This is a genomic window from Gordonia sp. AC31, assembly GCF_031844505.1.
GTDB classification, from domain to species: domain Bacteria; phylum Actinomycetota; class Actinomycetes; order Mycobacteriales; family Mycobacteriaceae; genus Gordonia; species Gordonia hongkongensis.
The window spans coordinates 1-23,305 of the sequence record NZ_JAUZVK010000003.1 but is presented as its reverse complement, the minus strand read 5'-3'; the positions used below and the strand labels follow the sequence as shown (position 1 = coordinate 23,305).

Annotated in this window: 22 protein-coding genes; 20 read left to right on the top strand and 2 right to left on the bottom strand. The window is 68.0% G+C overall.

Annotation, left to right across the window (positions count from 1 at the left end; all coding sequences use genetic code 11):
- The first annotated feature begins 2 nt into the window (after positions 1-2).
- From Q9R39_RS04515 to Q9R39_RS04455, 13 genes are all read left to right on the top strand, one after another.
- A complete protein-coding gene (locus Q9R39_RS04515; RefSeq protein WP_058252755.1) occupies positions 3-662 on the top strand; it encodes an L-threonylcarbamoyladenylate synthase in 660 nt (219 codons plus the stop codon).
- On the top strand, positions 659-1,918 hold the full coding sequence (gene glyA, locus Q9R39_RS04510; RefSeq protein ID WP_078112010.1) for a serine hydroxymethyltransferase: 1,260 nt from the start codon (positions 659-661) through the stop codon (positions 1,916-1,918). Before Q9R39_RS04515 ends, glyA begins: the two co-directional genes overlap by 4 nt.
- Before the next feature lie 51 nt (positions 1,919-1,969).
- Positions 1,970-3,169: a glycosyltransferase family 4 protein gene (locus Q9R39_RS04505; RefSeq protein WP_058252756.1), complete on the top strand. Its 1,200-nt coding sequence runs from the start codon at positions 1,970-1,972 to the stop codon at positions 3,167-3,169.
- A 284-nt stretch (positions 3,170-3,453) separates the two neighbouring features.
- The gene (locus Q9R39_RS04500) at positions 3,454-3,867 is read left to right on the top strand and encodes a hypothetical protein (protein ID WP_004021250.1); all 414 of its coding nucleotides are present in this window, start codon (positions 3,454-3,456) and stop codon (positions 3,865-3,867) included.
- Complete coding sequence (gene atpB, locus Q9R39_RS04495; protein WP_058252757.1) at positions 3,864-4,613, top strand: F0F1 ATP synthase subunit A; 750 nt, start codon at positions 3,864-3,866, stop codon at positions 4,611-4,613. The genes Q9R39_RS04500 and atpB overlap by 4 nt, the downstream gene beginning before the upstream one ends.
- A gap of 136 nt (positions 4,614-4,749) precedes the next feature.
- Positions 4,750-5,001, top strand: coding sequence for a F0F1 ATP synthase subunit C (locus Q9R39_RS04490; RefSeq protein ID WP_004021252.1), 252 nt, complete (start codon positions 4,750-4,752; stop codon positions 4,999-5,001).
- A gap of 47 nt (positions 5,002-5,048) precedes the next feature.
- Positions 5,049-5,537, top strand: a complete 489-nt coding sequence (locus Q9R39_RS04485; protein WP_055474991.1) for a F0F1 ATP synthase subunit B — start codon at positions 5,049-5,051, stop codon at positions 5,535-5,537.
- 2 nt (positions 5,538-5,539) lie between these two features.
- Complete coding sequence (locus Q9R39_RS04480; protein WP_058252758.1) at positions 5,540-6,964, top strand: F0F1 ATP synthase subunit B/delta; 1,425 nt, start codon at positions 5,540-5,542, stop codon at positions 6,962-6,964.
- 86 nt (positions 6,965-7,050) lie between these two features.
- Positions 7,051-8,679 (top strand): F0F1 ATP synthase subunit alpha, encoded by a 1,629-nt coding sequence (atpA, locus tag Q9R39_RS04475; RefSeq protein WP_311277144.1) that lies wholly within the window; start codon positions 7,051-7,053, stop codon positions 8,677-8,679.
- Positions 8,680-8,724: 45 nt separating this feature from the next.
- Positions 8,725-9,648: a F0F1 ATP synthase subunit gamma gene (locus Q9R39_RS04470; RefSeq protein ID WP_055474988.1), complete on the top strand. Its 924-nt coding sequence runs from the start codon at positions 8,725-8,727 to the stop codon at positions 9,646-9,648.
- A 69-nt stretch (positions 9,649-9,717) separates the two neighbouring features.
- Positions 9,718-11,166: a F0F1 ATP synthase subunit beta gene (atpD, locus tag Q9R39_RS04465; protein WP_010842985.1), complete on the top strand. Its 1,449-nt coding sequence runs from the start codon at positions 9,718-9,720 to the stop codon at positions 11,164-11,166.
- Between the two features lie 9 nt (positions 11,167-11,175).
- Positions 11,176-11,556 (top strand): F0F1 ATP synthase subunit epsilon, encoded by a 381-nt coding sequence (locus Q9R39_RS04460; RefSeq protein WP_055474987.1) that lies wholly within the window; start codon positions 11,176-11,178, stop codon positions 11,554-11,556.
- A gap of 214 nt (positions 11,557-11,770) precedes the next feature.
- Positions 11,771-12,211, top strand: coding sequence for a DUF2550 domain-containing protein (locus Q9R39_RS04455; RefSeq protein WP_058252759.1), 441 nt, complete (start codon positions 11,771-11,773; stop codon positions 12,209-12,211).
- Here the strand turns inward: Q9R39_RS04455 and Q9R39_RS04450 are convergent.
- Positions 12,208-12,900 carry a cob(I)yrinic acid a,c-diamide adenosyltransferase gene (locus Q9R39_RS04450; RefSeq protein WP_058252760.1) on the bottom strand — a complete coding sequence of 231 codons (693 nt, stop codon included), beginning with the start codon at positions 12,898-12,900 and terminating at the stop codon, positions 12,208-12,210. The two genes, Q9R39_RS04455 and Q9R39_RS04450, sit on opposite strands and share 4 nt — an antisense overlap.
- A gap of 98 nt (positions 12,901-12,998) precedes the next feature.
- Between Q9R39_RS04450 and murA the strand changes: the two genes are divergently transcribed.
- The 7 genes from murA to Q9R39_RS04415 all read left to right on the top strand — a co-directional run bounded on the left by murA (position 12,999) and on the right by Q9R39_RS04415 (position 21,706).
- A complete protein-coding gene (murA, locus tag Q9R39_RS04445) occupies positions 12,999-14,255 on the top strand; it encodes a UDP-N-acetylglucosamine 1-carboxyvinyltransferase (protein ID WP_058252773.1) in 1,257 nt (418 codons plus the stop codon).
- A 138-nt stretch (positions 14,256-14,393) separates the two neighbouring features.
- Positions 14,394-15,665 (top strand): NDMA-dependent methanol dehydrogenase, encoded by a 1,272-nt coding sequence (mdo, locus tag Q9R39_RS04440; RefSeq protein WP_004021262.1) that lies wholly within the window; start codon positions 14,394-14,396, stop codon positions 15,663-15,665.
- Positions 15,666-15,740: 75 nt separating this feature from the next.
- Positions 15,741-16,850, top strand: coding sequence for a MadB family AAA-type ATPase (locus Q9R39_RS04435; protein ID WP_058252761.1), 1,110 nt, complete (start codon positions 15,741-15,743; stop codon positions 16,848-16,850).
- Positions 16,851-16,855: 5 nt separating this feature from the next.
- Positions 16,856-18,412 carry a MadC family VWA domain-containing protein gene (locus tag Q9R39_RS04430; protein ID WP_058252774.1) on the top strand — a complete coding sequence of 519 codons (1,557 nt, stop codon included), beginning with the start codon at positions 16,856-16,858 and terminating at the stop codon, positions 18,410-18,412.
- A gap of 86 nt (positions 18,413-18,498) precedes the next feature.
- Positions 18,499-19,674 carry an iron-containing alcohol dehydrogenase gene (locus Q9R39_RS04425; RefSeq protein WP_078112007.1) on the top strand — a complete coding sequence of 392 codons (1,176 nt, stop codon included), beginning with the start codon at positions 18,499-18,501 and terminating at the stop codon, positions 19,672-19,674.
- Positions 19,674-21,053, top strand: a complete 1,380-nt coding sequence (locus Q9R39_RS04420; RefSeq protein ID WP_058252763.1) for a MadS family sensor histidine kinase — start codon at positions 19,674-19,676, stop codon at positions 21,051-21,053. Before Q9R39_RS04425 ends, Q9R39_RS04420 begins: the two co-directional genes overlap by 1 nt.
- Positions 21,050-21,706, top strand: a complete 657-nt coding sequence (locus tag Q9R39_RS04415; RefSeq protein ID WP_058252764.1) for a MadR family response regulator transcription factor — start codon at positions 21,050-21,052, stop codon at positions 21,704-21,706. The genes Q9R39_RS04420 and Q9R39_RS04415 overlap by 4 nt, the downstream gene beginning before the upstream one ends.
- A gap of 35 nt (positions 21,707-21,741) precedes the next feature.
- On the opposite strand, the gene mftM is transcribed toward Q9R39_RS04415, so the two are convergent.
- On the bottom strand, positions 21,742-22,605 hold the full coding sequence (gene mftM, locus Q9R39_RS04410) for a mycofactocin oligosaccharide methyltransferase MftM (RefSeq protein WP_058252765.1): 864 nt from the start codon (positions 22,603-22,605) through the stop codon (positions 21,742-21,744).
- Positions 22,606-23,305: the final 700 nt, after the last annotated feature.

Genomic DNA, 23,305 nt, shown 5'->3' with positions numbered 1-23,305 from the left:
GCGTGAGCACTGTTTTCGACTGCAACGATCCACAGAACCGCTCGTCGGGGATTCGGGCGGCGGTCGGGGCGGCGAAGGCCGGACGGCTGATCGTGATGCCCACCGACACGCTCTACGGCGTCGGATGCGACGCGTTCGATTCCGACGCCGTCGGTGCGCTGCTGGCGGCCAAGCACCGCGGCCGGGACATGCCGGTGCCGGTCCTGGTCGGCTCTTGGCACTCGATCGACGGACTGGTCCTCTCGGTGCCGCAGCCTGCCCGCGACCTGATCGAGGCCTTCTGGCCGGGCGGCCTGAGTCTGGTTGTCCGACAAGCACCCTCGCTGGCGTGGGACCTCGGCGACACCGACGGCACCGTCATGCTGCGGATGCCGCTGCACCCGGTCGCGATCGACGTTCTGCGCGAGGTGGGGCCGATGGCGGTCTCGAGCGCGAACGTCTCGGGGCGTCCGCCGGCGACCACCGCCGACGAGGCGCGCGAACAACTCGGTGACGAGATCGCGGTGTACCTCGACGGTGGCCCGGCGCCGGCCGCGCAGGCGTCGACGATCGTCGATGTCTCCGGGCCGAGTCCGCGCATCCTGCGCGAGGGCGCGGTCTCGACGGACGCCGTCGCCGACGTACTCGACACGGACCCGGCCGCGCTGCTCGCGGAGCGATGAGCCCCGACGCGCCGAGGTTCGGACCACACGGCGTCGAGGCGGGCAGCGCCCCGACCGGTGACGCCGCGGTCGACGCCCTGGTGAGCCGCGAGGTCGGCCGGCGCCGCGACACCTTGCAGCTGCTCGCCAGCGAGACCGAGCCGACGCCCGGGGTGCGTGCCGCGATGGCGTCGGTCTTCGACGCGAAGTATGCGGAAGGGTATCCCGGGGCGCGCTACCACGGCGGTTGTGAGGTGGCCGACGAGCTCGAGGAGCTCGCCGTCGGACGGGCCCGCGCGCTGTTCGGCGCCGAGTACGTCAATGTCCAGCCGCTGTCGGGGAGTGCGGCGAACCTCGCCGTCTATGCCGCCTTCGCCCAGCCCGGAGACCCGGTGCTCGCGCTGCGCCTCGAACACGGCGGCCACCAGACGCATGGTTCTCGGGCGAACTTCTCCGGCCGGTGGTTCTCGCCATTGCACTACGAGGTCCGCCGCGACGACGAACTCGTCGACTACGACCAGGTCCGGGATCTCGCGCTGGTGCACCGCCCCCGCATCCTCGTCGCCGGCGCCGCGTCCTACTCGCGGACGTTCGACTTTGCGTCCCTGCGCCGGATCGCCGACGAGGCCGAATGCATCCTCTGGGTCGACGCCGCACATCTCGCCGGGCACATCGCGGCCGGCCTGCTGCCCTCGCCGGTGCCGCACGCCGACATCGTCACCCTGTCCACCAACAAGGTGATCCGCGGTCCGCGCGGCGGGGTCATCCTCGCGCGGGCCGAACACGGCGAGGCCCTGCGCAAGGCGGTCTTCCCGTTCGTGCAGGGCGGTCCCGCGATGCACGCCGTCGCCGCGAAGGCGGTCGCCTGCGCGGAATCCGGTACCGACGAGTTCGCCGGCTACGTCCGTCGTGCGGTGGACAACGCCCGCGGTCTCGCCGCGGAACTGGCGTCTCGGGGCGCCCGGGTGGTGTCCGGCGGCACCGACATCCACCTCGCGGTCGTCGACGTCAGCGGCTTCGGCATCTCCGGGATGGAGGCGCAGCACCGGCTCGGCGCGGCCGGGATCGTCGTCGACAAGGCGGTCCTCCCGTTCGACACCCGCCCCGTCTCCGAGGGATCGGCGATCCGGATCGGTACGCCGGTGGCCACCGAGCGCGGCATGACCGCCGCGATGCATCCGGTCGTCGCCGACGCGATGGCCGCGGCGATGTCGACGCGCGACCGTGAGACACACGAGCGGATCCGTCGCGAGATCGCCGCGCTGGCCTACGGGTAGCGTGGTCGCAATGTCAGAGACCCTTGCCCGTCTGACACCGGTGGTGGCGCGATGACCGGTGCCGCACCGGTGTTGCTCGCCGCCGCCGCGGACGGGGGAGGGACGGGGGTCCCCCTGCGCGAGCTCCTGCTCGTGGGGCTCACGGCCGCGGCCATGACCTACCTCCTGACCTCGGCGGTCCGCGTCTTCGCGATCCGCGCCGGCGCGGTCGCCGTGCCGCGGGTCCGCGACGTGCACGTGATCCCGACACCTCGCCTCGGCGGGCTCGGGATGTTCGGTGGAGTGGTCGCCGGCATCGCGCTCGCCGCGAACCTCCCCGCGCTCAATCGCGGATTCGCCTACACCACGGACATGACGGCGGTGATCGCCGCCGGCACGGTGATCGTCCTCGTCGGCGTCGTCGACGACCGGTGGGGCCTGGACGCGCTGACCAAATTCGTCGGTCAGCTCACCGCCGCCGGCGTCCTGGTGCTGCTCGGCATCAGCTGGCTGCAGCTCTACATCCCGTTCGCCGACATCGGCACGCTGGTGCTCGACCCGCTGCAGGCCGGTCTCCTCACGGTCGCGATCACGGTCGCGACGATCAACGCGATCAACTTCGTCGACGGCCTCGACGGTCTGGCCGCGGGATTGGGACTCATCGCCGCGGCGGCGATCTGTATGTTCTCGCTCGGTCTGCTGCGCGACCAGGGCGGCGACGTCAGCTACTACCCCCCGGCCCTCATCTCGGTGGCACTGGCCGGCGCGTGCCTCGGATTCCTCCCGCACAACTTCTCGCCGGCACGGATCTTCATGGGTGACTCGGGTGCGATGCTGATCGGTCTGCTGCTCGCCGCGGCCTCCACGAGTGCCTCGGGCCGTATCGCCGTGAACGCCTACGGACCGGCCGACATCTTCACGCTGCTGTCCCCGCTGATCCTGGTCGCCGCCGTCGTCTTCATCCCGATGCTCGACATGCTGCTGGCGGTGATCCGGCGGACCCGGGCCGGCGTCGGTTTCTACACCCCGGACAAGATGCACCTGCACCACCGCCTGCTCGAACTCGGGCACTCGCAGCGCCGGGTCGCGCTGATCATCTATCTGTGGGTCGGGGTGCTCGCGTTCTCGGCGGCGGCCAGCACGCTGTTCCCGCTGTCGGTGGTCGCCCCGGCCTTCGGTGCGGGCCTCGTCGTCGCGATGCTGGTGACGATGGCGCCGCGCCTGCATCGACGCCTCGCCGAACTGCGAACGTCGACGAAGGCGTACCGCTGACCGGCGTCTGCGACCCTGTCATTTCCGTGAGGGCGATACCTGGGCCTAAGGTAAGGAAACCGTAAATTATCGTGTACTATCGCCCGTAGTAGTCAACATGTGCGCAGACCCGGACACAAAGCCCCGGTTCTGTCTCACACGACGCAATACCCCCCGGTGAGACACCAAGAACGGTGTTGGTAGGGTCACAACGAAACGCGAGCTGACGCCCAGCGGCCATGTGTTGCTGCACGTACGCGGGTGATCCGTGCCATCGGTATGGAGTAGGAGAGCTGAGGAGGGACATGACCGCATCTGCCCCTGATTCGGCCCCCGTCTATCCCCAGGCGCCGACCGGACTCCGCCGCCCCGCGCTCATCGCGGGCGGGTTCATCGTGGTCGTGGCTGCCGTCTCGCTCGCCGTCGGACATCCGCTCTTCGCGGTGTTCTTCCTTCTCGGTGTCGCCGGGATCTTCGTCAACGCGATCCTCGTCCGACGTGCCGTCGACGTCGTGGTCGCCGACGAGAACCCGCGCAAGACCGCCCTTGCTCTCAACTCCGCCATGCGACTCGGTGCCATCACGGCGCTCGCGCTGCTGGCGGCTTTTCTGGTCCAACCCGACGGGTTGGGCGCGATGTTCGGACTCGCCATCGGCCAAGTGGTCTTGGTGCTGAACACGGTCATTCCGGTGATGAAAGGACTTCGTAGCCAACCATGACGACCGCCTTCAACCTTGCCGCAGAGGATGGCGAACCGGCCATCCAGGTGGGTCACTACACCAAGTTCGAGCTGTTCGGACTGACCTTCAACCTGGAGACCATCATCGCGACGGCGCTGGCCGCGGCGATCATGCTCGCGCTGGCGTTCTACCTGAAGTCGAAGGTCACCTCGACCGGCGTGCCGTCGGGTGTGCAGCTGTTCTGGGAGGCCATCACCATCCAGATGCGTGGGCAGGTCGAGAGTGCCATCGGCATGAAGATCGCCCCCTACGTTCTCCCGCTCGCGGTCTCGCTCTTCACCTTCATCCTGATCTCCAACTGGCTGTCCGTCCTGCCGGTCCAGGTCGGTCACCACGAGATCCTCAAGCCGCCGGCCGCGGACGTGAACTTCGCCTACGCCCTCGCGCTCTTCGTCTTCGTCTGGTACCAGATCGCCGGCTTCCGGAAGCGCGGCCTGCTGGGTCACCCGAAGCGGATCATCAAGGGCCACGTCGCATTCCTCGCGCCGATCAACGTCATCGAGGAGTTCACCAAGCCGATCTCGCTCTCGCTGCGACTCTTCGGCAACGTCTTCGCCGGCAGCATGATGGTCGCCCTGATCGCACTCTTCCCGCCGTACATCATGTGGGCGCCCAACGCGATCTGGAAGTCCTTCGAGCTCTTCGTCGGTCTGATCCAGGCGTTCATCTTCGCGCTGCTGACGATCCTCTACTTCTCGCAGTCGATGGAGACCGAGGATCACTGACCCGCCCGAACCCGGGCACCGCGCGGAGACGGACACGGCCGCGCCCACAACCGAACATGACGACCTGCTCCGGCACCTGTCGGCGCAACTCCAGACCTGACACACCAGATGTCAGCAACGAAAGGGAAATATCACAATGGATCCAATGATTGGCCTCGGCGCACTCATCGGTGGCGGCCTGATCATGGCCGGTGGCGCCGTCGGTGCCGGTATCGGTAACGGTCTGGCCGGTAGCCAGCTGATCGCCGGTATCGCTCGCCAGCCCGAGGCACAGGGTCGCCTGTTCACCCCGTTCTTCATCACCGTCGGTCTGGTCGAGGCGGCCTACTTCATCAACCTGGCCTTCATGGCGCTCTTCGTGTTCGCCACCCCGATCAGCGCCGGCTGATCGTCGCTCTCCCTTTTGTCGCCGAGTAGAAACGACACCTCACCACAATGACGCTTGCTGCAGAGAACTTCCTGCTCCCGAATGGAACGTTCTTCGTTGTCCTGCTCATCTTCGTGATTTTGCTGCTGGTCATCCGCAAGTTCGTGGTTCCGCCGATCCAGCAGGTCCTCGAGGAGCGGGACGCGATGATCCACCGCACCGTGGAGGACAACCGGACCGCCGCCGCCGAATTCGAGGATGCGGACGTCCAGTTCCGTTCGCTCCTCAAGGAAGCGCGCGGTGAGGCCACCGCCAAGCGCGACGATGCTCGCGCCCAGGGGCGGGAACAGCTGAACGAGATGAAGCAGCGAGCGACCGCCGAGGCCGACGCCGCCCTGCAGTCGACCAGCTCCGAGCTGGCGACGCAGGGTGAGCAGGCCGCTTCGACGGCTGCAGCTGATGTGGACGCACTCGCCAAGACGCTTGCGGCGCGTGTGCTCGGTGTCGACTCGGCAACTCTTTCCGATACCCGATCGACGAGCGGAGCGGTGAACTGATCATGGCTGCCAACACTGAGACCGAATCCGACCAGGGCCCCATCGGCACCTGGCTGCACGACATCGGTGCTGCGTTCGACCCCGCGATCTTCATCGCTCAGCTCTTCGGCTTCGCGGTCATCCTCTTCCTCCTGTGGAAGTACGTCCGGCCGCCGGTGGCGAAGATGATGCGGGATCGACAGGAGACCGTGCGTCAGCAGCTCGCCGAGAGCGAGGCCGCTGCCAAGCGCGTCGCCGACGGCAAGCAGGCCCGCGAGAAGGCGGTCGCCGAGGCCAAGGCCGAGGCGGAACAGATGCAGAAGGACGCCGCGGCCGACGCCGAGGCGATCACCTCCGACATCCGCGCACAGGCCGACCACGAGGTCAAGCGCATCTCCGAGCACGGCCGCAACCAGGTCGCCCTGGTGCGCGCCAACCTCGTTCGTCAGCTGCGCACCGATCTCGGACTCACCGCGGTCGACAAGGCCGGCGAACTGGTGCGCAATCATCTCGCCGACGACTCGGCCCAGGCGGCGAGCGTCGACCGGGTCATCGACGAACTCGAGGAGATGTCGTCGGGTTCGGCGAACGCGGTTCCCTCGAGCGCCTCGCTCGTCGGTCTGCACGCGATGCGTGCCGCCAGCCGCGACGCCGCTCTCGCCGTGTCGGAGCACTTCGATTCGGCGGCAATCGATCTCGACGGTTCGGCACTTGCCGACGCCTCGGGTGACCTCACCGCGGCCATCAACTTCCTCGGCGAGAACCCGGTGCTGCGCAAGCGCCTGGTCGAGGACGACGAGAACCCCGAGGGCAAGAAGGCCATGGTGCACCGTCTGTTCGACGGCAAGCTCGCCCCGGTCGTCGTCGAGGTGCTCGCGACCGCGTCGAGTCAGCGGTGGTCGTCGTCGAGCGACTTCGTCGTCGGTCTGCGTCGTCAGAACTCCCTGATCGTCCTCACCGCCGCCGAACGCGACGGGGTCATCGAGCAGGTCGAGGACGAGCTCTTCCGGGTGAGCAGAGTCCTCGAGGCCAACCCGCAGCTGTCCTCGCTGCTGTCCGACCACGGCAAGGACGCCGACAAGCGCGTCGACCTGCTGAAGAAGCTGGTCGGCGACAAAGTCGGCACCCACACCTGGACGCTGCTGTCCTCGACCGTGCGCCTGCTGCACGGCCAGGCCGCCGACGTCGCGGTCGATCAGCTCGCCGAGCTGGCCGCCGCCCGTCGCGGCGAGTCGGTCGCCCACGTGGTGTCCGCCTCACCGCTGTCCGATGCCCAGATCGATCGACTGTCGGGCGTGCTCGGCGGAATCTACGGTCGGACCATCTCGGTGCAGACCGAGATCGCCCCGGAACTGCTCGGCGGTCTCCGGATCAGTGTCGGCGACGAGGTCATCGACGCCGATGTCGCGACACGGCTGGCCAAGGCCGCCGAGACGCTGCCGCGCTGACGACCACCCCGACACACCCGAACCCACGAAGCCCAGAGCTCAGAGCCTTCGAGACTCCGAGCCACATCAAGGAAAGACGAGAACCCATGGCGGAGTTGACGATCTCACCAGACGAGATCAAGGGAGCGATCGAGCAGTACGTCTCGTCGTTCGAAGCCGAAGCGTCGCGTGACGAGGTCGGCATCATCACCGATACCTCGGACGGCATCGCCCACGTCAGCGGCCTTCCGAGCGCAATGGCCAACGAGCTCCTCGAGTTCCCCGGCGGTGTCCTCGGCGTCGCACTGAACCTCGACGAGGACGAGATCGGCGCCGTGATCCTGGGTGACTACGAGTCCCTGGAAGAAGGCCAGCAGGTCAGCCGCACCGGCGACGTGCTCTCCGTCCCCGTCGGTGATGCGTTCCTGGGACGCGTCATCAACCCGCTGGGTGCCCCGATCGACGGCCAGGGCGACATCGAAGCCGACGACCAGCGCGTCCTCGAGTTGCAGGCCGCCACCGTGCTCGAGCGCCAGCCGGTCGAGGAGTCCCTCGCCACCGGCATCAAGGCCATCGACGCCATGACCGCCATCGGCCGCGGACAGCGTCAGCTCGTCATCGGCGACCGCAAGACCGGCAAGACCGCGGTCTGCATCGACGCCATCCTGAACCAGAAGGCCAACTGGGAGACCGGCGACCCCACCAAGCAGGTTCGCTGCATCTACGTCGCGATCGGTCAGAAGGGTTCGACCATCGCCGGCGTCAAGTCCGCCCTCGAAGAGGCGGGCGCGATGGAGTACACCACCATCGTCGCGGCTCCCGCCTCGGACTCGGCCGGCTTCAAGTGGCTGGCCCCGTACACCGGCTCGGCCATCGGCCAGCACTGGATGTACCAGGGCAAGCACGTCCTCATCGTGTTCGACGACCTGACCAAGCAGGCCGAGGCCTACCGCGCCATCTCGCTGCTGCTGCGTCGTCCGCCGGGCCGCGAGGCATACCCCGGTGACGTCTTCTACTTGCACTCCCGTCTGCTGGAGCGTTGTGCGAAGCTGTCCGACGAGCTCGGCGGCGGCTCGATGACCGGTCTGCCGATCATCGAGACCAAGGCCAACGACGTCTCGGCGTTCATCCCGACCAACGTCATCTCGATCACCGACGGCCAGGTCTTCCTGGAGTCGGACCTCTTCAACAAGGGTGTTCGACCGGCCATCAACGTCGGTACCTCGGTGTCGCGCGTCGGTGGCGCCGCCCAGACCAAGGGCCTCAAGAAGGTCTCGGGATCGCTGCGTCTGGAGCTGGCCCAGTTCCGTGAGCTGGAGGCCTTCTCGGCCTTCGCCTCCGACCTCGACGACGCCTCGAAGGCACAGCTCGAGCGCGGTGCCCGCTGGGTCGAGATGCTGAAGCAGGACCAGTACAGCCCCTTCTCGGTCGAGGATCAGATCGTCTCGATCTACCTCTGCGGTGAGGGCCACTACGACTCGGTCCCGGTCGACGACGTGCGCAACTTCGAGACCCAGCTGCTGAGCCACCTGCACCACAACGCGACCGGTGTCTACGACTCGATCGCCGGCGGCAAGGTGCTCAGCGACGACCAGGCCGAGGCCCTGATCGCCGAGACCAACAAGTTCAAGAACGGCTACCTCACCCACGACGGCCGTCGCGTCGTCAACGAGGCCGAGGCCGAGGCGATGGATGCCGACAACGTCGAGAACGAAGAGATCAAGATCCGCAAGTGATCTCAGACGTCAACGGACATCGCGAAAAGGAAGGGGTGAGGGCTCATGGCCAGCATTCGTGAGCTGCGCTCACGCATCCGGTCGGTCCAGTCGACCAAGAAGATCACCAAGGCTCAGGAACTGATCGCGACCTCGCGTATCACCAAGGCACAGGGACGGGTGGCGGCGGCCAAGCCGTACTCGCAGGAGATGACCGCCGTGCTCTCGGAGCTGGCGAGCAACTCGGGATCGCTGGACAACCCGCTGCTCAACGAGCGGGAGAACCCGAAGCGCGCGGCGATCCTGGTCGTGACCAGCGACCGCGGTATGTGCGGTGGTTACAACGCGAACGTGCTCAAGGCGACCCGCGAACTCATCGCGCTCCTGCGCGACGAAGGCAAGGAAGCGGTCCTGTTCGTCATGGGTCGCAAGGGTGTCGGGTTCTTCAGCTTCCGGGGTCTGGAGATCTCGGACTCGTGGACGGGCTTCTCGGAGTCACCGCAGTACTCGGACGCGGCGACGGCGACCAGCTTCCTGGTGGACCTCTTCCAGGCAGGATCGGGCACCGAGGTCGAGCGCCCAGAAGGAGACGGCACCCTCGAGGGTGTCGACGAGCTGCACCTGGTCTACACGCGGTTCCAGTCGATGCTGGCGCAGGTGCCCGAGGTCCGGCGGATCGCCCCGCTGGTCGTGTCGCACGACGAGGATTCGTCCGACGACACGCCGTCGCGCAACTACACCTTCGAACCCGGGGCCGACGCCCTGCTCGACGCGCTGCTGCCGAAGTACGTGGCGACGCGGGTCTACGCGGCGCTGCTGGATTCGTCGGCATCGGAGTCGGCCGCGCGCCGCACCGCGATGAAGGCCGCGACGGACAACGCCGAAGAACTGTCCAAGTCGTTGTCGCGCGAGGCCAACCAGCTCCGCCAGGCCCAGATCACCCAGGAAATCAGCGAGATCGTCGGCGGCTCGAGCGCACTGGCGAATTAGCGTGCGCGCCAGCCGAGTCCGGATCGACGAGAACCCATACTTCGATAAAGAGGAAGTGACCCAAGCACCATGACCGCAGCAGTAGAAACCCCCTCCGCGCAGTCGGCGGGTTCCGCCGACGGGCGGGTCGTCCGCATCATCGGCCCCGTGGTCGACGTCGAGTTCCCGCGGGGCTCGATTCCTGAACTGTTCAACGCCCTGCACGCCGAGGTCGCTCTCTCCTCGGTCGCCAAGACCTTGACCCTCGAGGTCGCGCAGCACCTCGGTGACAACCTGGTGCGCACGATCTCGATGCAGCCGACCGACGGCCTGGTCCGCGGCGCGGCCGTGTCCGACACCGGCAAGTCGATCGTCGTGCCGGTCGGCGACGTCGTCAAGGGCCACGTGTTCAACGCCCTCGGTGACTGCCTCGACAGCCCGGGCCTCGGCCGCGACGGCGAGCAGTGGAGCATCCACCGCAAGCCGCCGGCCTTCGACGAGCTCGAGGGCAAGACCGAGATCCTCGAGACCGGCATCAAGGTCATCGACCTGCTGACCCCGTACGTCAAGGGCGGCAAGATCGGTCTGTTCGGTGGTGCGGGCGTCGGCAAGACCGTCCTCATCCAGGAGATGATCACGCGTATCGCGCGTGAGTTCTCCGGCACCTCGGTGTTCGCCGGCGTCGGTGAGCGCACCCGTGAGGGCACCGACCTCCACCTCGAGATGGAGGAGATGGGCGTTCTCCAGGACACCGCGTTGGTGTTCGGTCAGATGGACGAGCCGCCGGGCACGCGTATGCGCGTGGCGCTGTCGGCGCTGACCATGGCGGAGTACTTCCGCGATGTGAAGCACCAGGACGTGCTGCTCTTCATCGACAACATCTTCCGCTTCACGCAGGCGGGCTCGGAGGTCTCGACCCTCCTCGGCCGTATGCCGTCCGCGGTGGGTTACCAGCCGACCCTGGCCGACGAGATGGGTGAGCTCCAGGAGCGCATCACCTCGACCAAGGGTCGTTCGATCACCTCGCTGCAGGCGATCTACGTCCCCGCCGACGACTACACCGACCCGGCACCGGCCACGACCTTCGCGCACCTCGACGCGACCACCGAGCTCTCGCGTCCGATCTCGCAGCTGGGTATCTACCCCGCCGTGGACCCGCTGACCTCGACCTCGCGCATCCTCGAGGCGTCGATCGTCGGCGACGAGCACTTCCGCGTCGCCAACGAGGTCAAGCGCATCCTGCAGAAGTACAAGGAACTGCAGGACATCATCGCCATCCTCGGTATGGACGAGCTCTCCGAAGAGGACAAGGTCACGGTGCAGCGTGCGCGCCGTATCCAGAAGTTCCTCGGCCAGAACTTCCTCGTCGCCGAGAAGTTCACCGGCCAGAAGGGCTCGGTCGTCCCGCTCGCCGACACCATCGAGGCCTTCGACCGTGTCGCCAAGGGCGAGTTCGACCACCTGCCCGAGCAGGCGTTCAACAGCTGCGGTGGACTCGACGACGTGGAGGCCGCCGCCGCCAAGATCAGCGGAAAGTAGCGGTTCGCCATGGCTGAGAAGTCCTTCCACGTCGAGGTTGTCTCTGCGGATTCGAGCCTGTACTCGGGAGAGGCCACGTTCGTGATCGCGCAGACCACCGTCGGTGAGCTGGGTGTCCTGGCCAACCACGAGCCGCTCCTGGGCCAGCTGGTCCCGGGTGGCTTCGTGGTCATCGTCGAGGAGAACGGCAACCGTCGTGCGGCAGCGGTCGAGGGCGGGTTCCTCTCCGTCACCGGCGAGGCCGTCACGGTGCTGGCGGAGTCGGCCGACTGGGCCGACGACGTCGACGTCAACGCGGAGAAGACCGCGCTCGACGAGGCGGAGCCGGATTCGCCCGAGTACCACCGTGCTCACGCGCGTCTGACTGCGGCACAACACCTTTCCCGGTAGAGCGAGCCGCGCGAGCGGTTAGGGTCAACGACCGACCTCGGCCGGCCATCGGAATTCTCCGATGGCCGGCCGAGGTCGTTTGGCGTCTCATGTGCACGTTCTGGCATGCTTGTTCCACAGCCCCCTGTCCCGCGTGTATGCAGCCCAAGCCGTCTGGAGCCCTACCGGGTTCGACGCTTCGCCTATCCGCGGTGACTGCACGAAGGAGTAGGTGATGTCGCTGGCGGTCGTGATGCTCAGTGTGCTGCTGGCGGTGGCGCTCCTGTTGTGTGGCTTCCTGGCGCTGCGTCTGGCGCAACTCCGACGCGCGGGTACTCCGGTCCTGCTGCGCACGGTGCCGGCCGGCGTCGACCAGGGATGGCGTCACGGCACCGTGCACTACAGCGACGACTCTCTGCGCTACTACCGGCTCACGTCGCTGAAACCGGGGCCGAACGTGACGTTCGCACGACAGGGCATGGAGATCTCCGGTCGTCGCGCCCCCGAGGGCACCGAGACGGAGATCCTCGACGGCATGCTCATCCTCCAGGTGCAGACCGCCGGCCGCGCCGAGGACGACTACGAACTGGCGATGGGCCCGGGTGCGGTGACCGCGTTCCAGTCCTGGCTCGAATCCCGGCAGTCCGCGAGATCGCAGCGGCGCCGCAGCGCCTAGGAATCCGGCTGCGCCGGGGCTTTCCCGCCCGTCTTCGCCGGGTCTTGATGGACCGGCTTCGCCGGGGGCCGTTGCCGGTTGCCGCCCGGAACCCACTTGACGTCGCCGGGGGAGTTCGCGCCCTGCTGGTCGCCTCCCGCGGCGGGGCGAGTGCGGTTCGCCACCCGCGACAGGATGAACAGCAGATCCGACAACCGGTTCAGGTATTTCGCGGGCAGCACGCTGGTGTCGTCGGGGTGGGCGGCGACCGCGGCCCACGCCGAGCGCTCGGCCCGTCTGGTCACCGTTCGTGCCTGATGCAGCAGGGCAGCCAGCGGTGTGCCGCCCGGCAGGATGAACGAGTCCAGTGCGGGCAGATCGGCACCGAAGGAGTCGCACCAGCGCTCGAGGGCGTCGATGTAATCCTGCGCGATGCGCAGCGGCGGGTACTCGGGGTCGTCGACGACCGGCGTGGAGAGGTCGGCGCCGGCGTCGAAGAGGTCGTTCTGGACGGTCGTGAGCACTTCCCGCAGGTCGTCGGGGACGTCACCCCCGAGTGCCAGGGCGACACCGATGACGGCGTTCGCCTCGTCGCAATCGGCGTAGGCGACGACACGCGGATCGGTCTTGGACACCCGGGAGAAGTCGCTCAGCCCGGTGGAGCCGTCGTCGCCCGTTCGGGTGTAGATCCTCGTCAGGTGTACCGCCATGCGTCGAATGTACTGCGCCGGACCCACGGGATCGGACGCACGGTCGGAGGACGTACTGGCCGGTGGGCCGGTGACCCCGGACGGTTAAGGTGGCAGTCGTGAGCGATCGGTTTCTGGTGTCCGGGGGAGCGCGTCTGTCCGGCGAGGTGGCAGTGGGGGGCGCGAAGAACAGCGTCCTGAAACTCATGGCCGCGGCCCTCCTCGCCGAGGGGACGACCGTGCTGACCAACGCACCCGAGATCGCCGATGTCCCGCTGATGGCGGACGTTCTCCGCGGTCTGGGTGCGGTCGTCGACATGGACGGCGAGACGGTCACCATCACGGCGCCGGCGGAGCCGAAGTTCCATGCCGACTTCGCGGCGGTCCGGCAGTTCCGCGCCTCGGTCTGTGTCCTCGGCCCGCTGATGGCGCGTTGTCACCGGGCCGTCGTGGCGCTGCCCGGCGGAGACGCGATCGGGTCGCGGCCGCTCGACATGCACCAGGCGGGTCTGCGCGCCCTCGGCGCCACCAGCTCGATCGAGCACGGCTGCGTGGTGGCCGAGGCCGACACGTTGGTCGGCGCACCGATCGCGCTGGAGTTCCCGTCGGTGGGGGCGACCGAGAACATCCTCATGGCCGCCGTGCTGGCCGAGGGACAGACCACCATCGACAACGCCGCCCGCGAGCCGGAGATCGTCGACCTGTGCGTGATGCTGCAGCAGATGGGCGCACAGATCGACGGCGCCGGCACCTCGACCCTGACCGTCGTCGGTGTGGACCGGCTGCATCCGACGACGCACCGGGTGGTCGGAGACCGCATCGTCGGTGCCACCTGGGGGATCGCGGCCGCCATGACGCGCGGTGACGTCACCGTGCGCGGCGTGAAACCCGAGCACCTGCAGCTGGTTCTGAACAAACTGGGCGACACCGGCGCGGTGGTCGACACCTTCGACGACGGCTTCCGGGTCCGGCACGACCGCCGGCCCACCGCCGTCAACGTCTCGACGTTGCCGTTTCCCGGATTCCCCACCGATCTGCAGCCGATGGCGATCGGCCTCGCCGCCATCTCCGACGGCATGTCGGTGATCACGGAGAACGTCTTCGAGGCCCGGTTCCGCTTCGTCGAGGAGATGGTCCGTCTCGGTGCGGATGCGCGGACCGACGGCCACCACGCCGTCATCCGCGGGATCGACCGCCTGTCGAGTGCGCCGGTCTGGTGTTCGGACATCCGGGCGGGCGCCGGCCTCGTGCTGGCCGGGCTCGTCGCCGACGGCGTGACCGAAGTACACGACGTCGAGCACATCGACCGCGGGTACCCGCACTTCGTGGAGATCCTGCGCAGTCTCGGCGGTGAGATCGAGCGCGTGCGCGACTGAACCCTGTCCGATCGGACAGGTACCGGCCCGTCCGGCCGGGTGCACTGTGGTCGAGGACGGGCAGGACCCCTTGTCCCGGTTGTGATCTGGACGACATTCTCGTTGTGACAGACCAACCGTCACAAGGAGTTCACCACCATGGCCATTGAGCTGAACCAGATCTGGGACTTCCCGATCAAGGAGTTCCATCCGTTCCCGAAGGCGAAGCTGGGTGTCGGCGCGCACGACATGCTCGGTGTCGAGGCCAAGGACCTGGGCATGACCCGTGCGCTCCTGATGACGACGGGTCTACGCGGCTCCGGGATCATCGAGGAGCTGATCGGCAAGATCGAGTACCAGGGCGTCGACGTGGTGCTCTACGACCAGGTGGAGTCCAACCCCAAGGACTACAACTGCATGGACGCCGCGGCCCTCTACCAGTCGGAGAAGTGCGACGGCATCATCTCGGTCGGTGGCGGCTCCAGCCACGACGCCGCCAAGGGTGCACGTATGGTCATCGCCCACGACGGCCGCAACATCAACGAGTTCGAGGGCTTCTCCAAGGCCACCAACAAGGAGAATCCGAAGCACATCGCGGTCTCGACGACGGCCGGCACCGGCTCGGAGACCTCCTGGGCCTACGTCATCACCGATACCTCGGACATGAACAAGCCGCACAAATGGGTGGCCTTCGACGACACCTGCCTCGTCGACCTGGCGATGGACGACCCGCTGCTCTACTACACGTGCCCCGAGCACTTCACCGCCTTCTGCGGTTTCGACGTGCTCGCGCACGCGAGCGAGCCCTACGTGTCGCGTCTGGACTTCGCACCCTCGCTGGGCAATGCCAAGTACTCGATCGAGCTGATCCGCGACCATCTGCGCACCGCCGTGTACGACCCGCGAAACCTGGCGGCCCGCACCGGGATGATGTACGCGCAGTACATCTCCGCGCAGGCGTTCAACTCCGGCGGCCTCGGTCTCGTGCACTCGCTGTCGCATGCGGTGAGCGCGTTCTATGACAGCCATCACGGGCTGAACAACGCCATCGCCCTTCCCCGCGTCTGGGAGTACAACCTGCCGTCTCGCTACGAGCGTTACGCCGAGATCGCCGCGCTGCTCGGTGTCGACACATCGAAGATGACGACGGTCCAGGCCGCCGACGCCGCCGTCGAGGAGGCCATCCGGCTGGGCAAAGACCTTGGTATCCCGGACAACTTCGGTCAGCTGTCGACGAGCAGTTACGACAAGAACCGGATGAACACCGGCAAGTACGAGGGTCGTGGCGAGACCATGGATACCTCCGACAAGCAGATCCGCGCCATCGCCGAGCACATGATGGACGACTGGTGCACGCCGGGCAACCCGCGTGAGAGCACCGTCGAATCGCTGATCCCGATGGTGGCGCACGCATTCACGGGCAGCTACTGATCCGCCCGCTCGCCCGCCTGATCCGAGATCCCGACTGTTCCGAGAACCGCAGGCCGACAAGGAGTCCGACATCCGATGACGCACGTGTGCGCACCTCGGGAAACCGCCGAGGACATCACCCGGGACATCACCCCGGACAGCCGTTCCTTCCCGTCCGTGGAGGAGCTGACCGACGCGTTGGGTGAGCAGGGCTACCTGATCGGTCCGGAACTCGCGGTCGTCGTCCATCTCGCGACGCTCCTCGACCGGCCCCTCCTGCTGGAGGGGCCGGCCGGGGTCGGCAAGACGGAGCTGGCGAAGGCGTTGGCGGCGGCTTCGGGGCGCGAGCTGGTACGGCTGCAGTGCTACGAGGGTCTCGACGAGTCGCGTGCCCTCTACGAATGGGATTACGCACGACAGCTTCTCCATGTGCAGATGCTGCGCGATCGCATCAGTGCGGAACTCGCCGCCGAGACGACCCTCTCGGCCGCGAGTTCGGCGCTGGCGCGCGCCGAGGTCGGCGTCTACACCGAAGACTTCCTGGTGGCCCGGCCACTGATGGCGGCCATCACGTCGCCCTCGCCGACGGTCCTGCTCGTCGACGAGATCGACCGCACCGACGAGGCGATGGAAGCGGTGATGCTCGAGGTCCTCGCCGAGCGCCAGGTGACGGTCCCCGAACTCGGGACGTTCACGGCACGGTCGTCGCCGTGGGTCATCCTGACCTCCAACGACACCCGCGAACTCTCGCCCGCGCTCAAACGTCGCTGCCTGCACTTCCAGGTCGACTACCCGGATCCGCAGACCGAGCGGGACATCGTCGCGGTCCGCGCCCCCGACGTCGAGGAGACGATCATCGGCGAGGTCGTCGACCTCGCCCGGCGGCTTCGCGATCTCCCGTTGCGCAAGAGTCCGTCCATCGCGGAGGTCATAGACGCCGCGCGGGCCGCCTCGTACCTCGGAGCACGGGACGGACAGGTGGGCACGCCGATCGACGCCGAGCATCGCAGCGCTCTGCTGGCGTTGCTCGTGAAGTTCGGTTCGGACGGCGAGATCGCCCGTCGCGCTCTGTCTTCCGAACACGGAGGGTCGCCGCCGGCAGGCTCGCCGGTCGGCGTGGACGGGACCACGCCCGGAGGGTCGGTGACCGCGCGCGCCTTCGGAGCGGGGCGCGCCCGCAGTGCGGGTGTCCGACCGGGACGATGACGCCGATGACTGCGGCGTCGGCCACCCCGGTACCCGTCGCGAAGGCGAGGCGGGCGGACCCGCTCGACCTGCTCGCGGTCGCGTTCGGAAGGGTCCTGCGGAGCTCCGGGATCGCGGCCTCGCCCGCCGAGGTCATCGAGATCCGGCGGACCCTGTCGATGGTCGGCTGTGCCGAGCCGGCGGTCCTGCGTGCGGCGCTACAGAGCGTGTGCGTCAAATACGGCTACGAGACAGCGGGTTTCGAGCGGGCCTTCGAGCTTTTCTTCCTCGGCGCCGAACCCGATAGCGCCGACGAGGACGACCTTCCCCGGGCCCGCGGCGTCGCGGCCGATCTGCCCGATGACGTGGTCTGGGACGAGGAATTCGAGGGCGCTGCCCGCCAGATCGGCGCCGACGAACACACCGACGAGATCGGCCACCTGATGGCCGACGATCCCGACGCCGCGCACCGGAACGCCGAGAGCGCTCACCGGGAGGAGAACGACTTCAGCGTCTCGGCCGGCGCCGAGCAGCTCGGCGTCGACCCGGACGGCGGCACGACCGGTGGGGGAGTGACCTACACGGTCGAGGTCGACTCCGCCGACTCGTCGACCGTCGGCGAACTGACCGGATCGGCGGCCCGGGTCTCGAGTCGGCCGCTCGGGCTGACCGGCGCCCACGCCATCCTCGCCGCACTCGACGCCTACGATCCGCGCAAGGCATACGGCACCGACGGCAACGACGACCTCGGCGATGCGCGGAGAGCCGAACTCGAACGCGCACTGGGTGCTTTCGTCGACGCACTGGTCGCCCGACTGGACGCCGACGGAGTCGTCGAGGCAGTGTCCGGCGCGGACCGGCGGGCCGAGGGGTACGTCGACCAGGCGGAGATCGATCGCGCGTGCCACCGGCTGATCCAGCGCATGCGCGGCGCGCCGCGACGGGTGGTCCGTCCGGTCGACCGTGGTGCGCTGGACATCAGGGCAACGATGCGAGCGGCGGCCGCGACCGACGGTGTGCCCGCCGAACTGTGGCGACGCCGCCGGCGCCCCGGTCCGGTCCGGATGCTCGTCCTCGTGGACGTCTCGCTCTCGGTCCGGCCGGTCACGGGGTTCATCCTGCGTCTGGCACAGACACTGCACCGCTTCGGTGACCGTTGCGAGGTCATCGCGTTCGTGGATAGGCCGGTGCGCGTCACGACCGCATTGCGGACCGCGGCCGCCGACTCGGCCCTCGCAGCGGTGCTGGCCGCCGACGGTCTCGATCTCGCCGCGACGAGCGATTACGGGCGCATGTTCGGCGAACTGCTGGGCGAGTTCGGAGACCTGATCAGCAGACGGACCTCGGTACTGGTCGTCGGGGACGCGCGCAGCAACGGACTCGACCCGCGCGTCGACCTCGTCGCCGAGGTGGGCCGGCGATCGCATCGGATCGCCTGGATCACACCGGAACCCGAACGCTACTGGCAGCAGTCCGGGTGCGCGATGGCCGACTACGCCGACCACTGCAGCGGCGTCGTCAGCGTGCGCGACGGTGCCGAGATGCTCGCGCGCTGCGACGAGTTGGGTGCGGCGCTCCGATGAGGTGGGTAGCGTCGGGGTACCGGTGAGACGACCGGCCGGTGTGGTCGAGCGGAGTGGTCGGGACGGATGGATCGGAGGCAGGTCGGATGCTGGGTGACGCGCGCCGCCGGACCTCGGGCCAGGTCGCCAAGTTCCACACCCCGGAGATCGTCCTCGGACCGGGAGCCTTCGGAGAGGTGCCGGTGGCGACGGCGGGACTCGGGATGCGCAGACCGTTCGTCGTCAGCGACCGTTGTCTCGAGCGCACGCCCTGGTACGCCCAGCTGATCGCCGGGCTGCGCGCCGGTGGACTCGACGCGGCGTCGTACCTGGATGTGTCGCCGAACCCGCGGTCAGGCGAGGTCGCGGCCGCGTTCCTCGCCTACAAGGCGCACGACGCCGACGGACTCGTCGCACTGGGTGGCGGCTCGGTGATCGACGCCGCGAAAGGGGTCGCCGTGCTGGCTGCAAACGGCGGCCACATCCTCGAGTACGAGGGGATCGACCGCGCGCGGCGACCGCTCCCACCGCTCATCGCGGTGCCGACGACGGCAGGTAGCGGCGCGGACGTCTCCCAGTTCTGCATCATCAACGACGCCGAGCGGCGCACCAAGGTGACCATCATCGGGCGGTCGCTGGTGCCGGATGTGACGGTGAGCGACCCGACCCTGCTGATGACCGCGCCCGCCGAGGTCACCGCGCAGGTCGGCATGGACGTGCTGACCCACTGCGTCGAGGCCTATGTCTCGCTCGCGCACGGGCGGCTCACGGATTCGCTTGCGCTGGAATCGATTCGCGGCGTGTGGACGCATCTCGAACGGCTCGTCGACGATCCGCGTGACCGGGTGGCGGCCGAGGAGATGTCGCTCGCGGCGCTACGGGCGGGGATGGCGTTCACCAACGCGATACTCGGCGCCACGCACGCGATGAGTCACCCGGTCGGCGGGCACTGCGACGCCCCGCACGGCGCGATCAACGCCGTCCTGCTGCCGCACGTGATCCGCTACAACGCCCATGTGTGTGCCGACGGCTTCGTCGACCTGGCCGACGCCATCGGGGTCGAGACATCCGGTGACGCCCGGACCGTCGCCGACCGACTGGCCGATGCGATCGCCGCGCTCGGCGCCCGGGTCGGCATGCCGGCGTCGCTCGAACCGCTGGGCGTGCGCAGCGCCGACCTCGACCGCCTCACCGCCCACGCGCTGGCCGATTCGTGCATGACCACCAACCCGCGGCGTCCGCAGGCCGCAGGCATCCGGGACCTCTACGCCGAAGCGCTGTGATGACCGGTCCGTCGCCCGAGCGAAGCGCTCTCCCCGAACAGGCCGACCTCGAGAGCCTGGTCGGACTCCGCAGCGTCAAGGGCAGCCATTACGCGGCGCTGCGCGGTGTCGAGGCGCGACTGAGTCGCGTCGTCGATGCGCTGGAACGGATTTCGCGCGCGCTCGTCCGTACGGCTGAGGGGCCCGAGGCCCTGGTCATCGCGGTCGTCGAGGCGGCACGGGACCATCTGGGCGCGGACTGGGTCGTCTTCGCGCTCGCGGACGGCCGACTCGAGCAGTCGGCCCCGCGCCACCTGATCAGCGCGAGCGGTGGTCGGCTCTACGCCTTCGAAGGGTCCGAGCGGGCCGCCACACCCGACGACCTGCCCGACGAGGTGCTCAACCGGCTCAACGACATCCTCCGCGGACACGAGACCGTCCTGCACGGCGCGATCCTCCAGGAGGACCACGTCCACGTCCCCGTCGAACTCGACGGCAACGTCGTCGGGGGACTGTCGGCCTGGACACCGGTCGGTCGCATGGTCGATCCCACCGATCTCGTCGTGCTGCGCATCCTGGCCAGCCAGGCGATCGTCGCACTGCTCAACGCCGAGCTGTTCTCCGAGACCGACCGCCACGCAATGGAACTCGCCGAGCGCAACACCGAACTGGAACGTACCCAGCGCGAACTGTCGGCGGCGATGCGGGCGACCGTGCTCAACGAGGAGCGCGGACGGATCGCCCGCGAGCTCCACGACTCGGTCACCCAGTCGGTGCTGTCGGCGGGGGTGCAGATCGAACTGTGTCGCGGCATCGTCGAAGGTCCCGCACTCGATCGCCTGGAGATGGCGGGCCGGCTGACCAAGGAGGCCGTGGAGCAGTTGCGGTCGTTCATCTACGCGCTCAACAACGCCACGAACGCGCCGTCGCCGAGTGTGCGCGACGTCCTGACCGAGCTGTGCTCGTTGCACATGCCGCCGGACCTGCGCACGGCGGTCCACATGCGCGGCCGGGAGCGCGATCTTGCCGATGAGGTCCAGCACGCCCTGCTGCGGATCGCCGGCGAGGCCCTCTTCAACACCGCCGTACACTCGCGTGCCCACCAGGTCACGGTGACCCTCACCTACGCCATGGACACCGTCGCACTGTCGGTCGACGACGACGGCGTCGGTGATCCCGAACATCTGCGCCGGGTGATGCGCACTGCGTCGCTCGGCGATCTCACGGCCGGACGGCACCGCGGCCTGGCCAACATGTCCTCGCGCGCCGCCGAGCTCGGAGGCGAACTGCGGATCCGCCGGTCGCGCATCGGCGGTATCCGCGTCGCGGTGGTGCTGCCGATCGGCACGGCCGGCACCGCGACGCCCGACGACCCGCTCAGAACGAAGGAGTTCGGTTGAGTGACAACGACATCAGGCGCCCCATCCGGACCCTTCTCGTCGACGACCACGCCCTCCTGCGCCAGGGGATGCGGTCGCTGCTGGAGCGCGAGGACGTCGTGGACGTGGTCGGCGAGGCGGGATCGGCCGACGCCGCGCTGGCCGAGGTGAACGCCCGACACCCCGATGTCGTCGTGGTCGACCTCAAGCTGTCGGCGGGCACCGAGTACGAGGGGCTGCGGCTCATCGAGCAGATCGCGCAGCGCCACCCGGAGGTCGCCGCGCTGGTGCTGACCACGTTCCTCGACGACGATCTGGTCGTGCGCGCCGTGCGGGCGGGAGCCCGGGGGTACGTGGTCAAGGATGTCGACACGACCGAACTCGTGCGCGCGATCCAGGCGGTGTCCGGCGGCGGCAGCGCCTTCGACCCGCGCAGCGCGGCCGTCGTCCTCCGCGCGGTGTCCGGCGAGAACGAGAAGTCCGAGGCACTCAGCGACCGGGAGCGCGAGGTCTTGCGGCTCCTCGCCGACGGGCTGTCGAACAAGCGGATCGGCGAGACGCTCTACATCTCGGAGTCAACCGTGAAGTTCCACATTCGCAACATCATTCGCAAGCTCGGGGTGTCCAAGCGGACCGACGCGGTGTACATCGCCAGCAAACGCGGGCTGATATGACGCGGTCGCTCGGTACCGCGGCCGGACTCGAGGAATCAGGACCCGGGGGTGAGGACGAGCCATCCGCCGTGATCGACGAGGACCTCGGCGCCGGCATGCGGGACGGCTCGAGCCCAGCCGCACAGGTCGTTCTCGGTGAGCCGGACGAGGTGGCCGAAGTGCGGGCTCGGCTCGTCTTCGAACGGCACGCCGATGACCACGCGCTGCCGGGCGACCCGGAGGGCCTCGCCGATCGCGGCGTGCGCCCCCGCGGGATCGAGGTGTTCGAGGAGATGGATGAGCGTGACGGTGTCGGCCGAGTCGTCGGCGTAGGGGAGAGCGATCGCGTTCCCGACGGTTGCGACGACGGGCAGTCGGAGTCGGTGAGCGGCGTCGGAGAGCAACGACACCGCTCCGGGCGAGATGTCGCAGGCCGCGACCTGGAGACCGTCCAGGGCGCAGGCGAGAGCGAAGAAGCCGAAGCACGATCCCACCTCGAGGACGGCCCCGCCCGAGACGAGTCTCCGCGCGCGTTTGTGGACGGGCGCGAATGCCGATGCGCCCGTGCGTAGTTCGCGAAGCGAGTTGTCGTAGAAAGCCGCCCACGCGTCGGTGGACCTACTCGCCGAGGTGCGGATGATCCCCATCGCGGCGGATTCGAACTGCGACTGCCCGGCCAACACGCCGGCCTCGACGAGAGCGACGAGTCCGTCGACGACCACGGCGTCGGAGATGCTGTGCTCGTCGAAGGGATGGGCGATGTGCAGGACGCCCGCCTGTCGGCGCCAGGAGAGGAGACCGCAACGCGTGAACCCCTCGGGGACAAGCGCGGACGAGACAACCCGCGGTGGGAGTCCGGGTACCGGCGATGCGCCGATGGGCGCGGTCGTCGGGGTCGTGGCCAGTTCGGTCGCGGTCATGTTTCGACCGTATGAACCCTCTGACCTGCGCATAACTGACCGACCGGGGGTGATGACCTGTCCGAAAGGACGGTCTGCGACGCACGTCACATCGATGTGATTCACCGAAATCCGCGCGCAGCAGCGGGATTCGACTCCGATGGGAAAGCGATGACCTGCGACGATGGCTGTACTGGCGGGCGGCGAGCAGGCGATTTGACCCCAGCGATCCGCTTGCGTAACTTTCTTCAAGTCAGCGAGCCACGGCGCCGCCCCGGAAGGGCCTGGAAGGGTCTGATGGTGGGGAGTGGAGACCGGGTTTCTTGGCTGGCCGCCCCTGAATATTTTGGCTTGAGTCGTTGTGGCTCGGGTAGAGTGTTTGGGGTTGCTGGGTCTCTCAGTGGTTCGGAATTCTTCGGGGTTGCGGGCTGCGGGTGGGGTCTGGTAGGCTGGAAGAGTTTCCCCGGAGACGGGGTGGCTGGCAAGGTTGAATGCGAAGTCTGCTGGTGGGAGCCCTGATTTGGGGTGGGTAGCTGGTGGGTGTGTGTTCTTTGAGAACTCGATAGTGTGATGATGAATTGTCTGATGCCAATGTGGCATCGTGCATCTTTGTGGATGTAGATGTTTGTTTTTTGTGTGGCGTTCGGGCCCCGTCCTGGGTGTCACATTTTGCTAGGTTTATTTTGGTCAGGTTGTGCTTTCCTGATTGTGTTGAAACGCC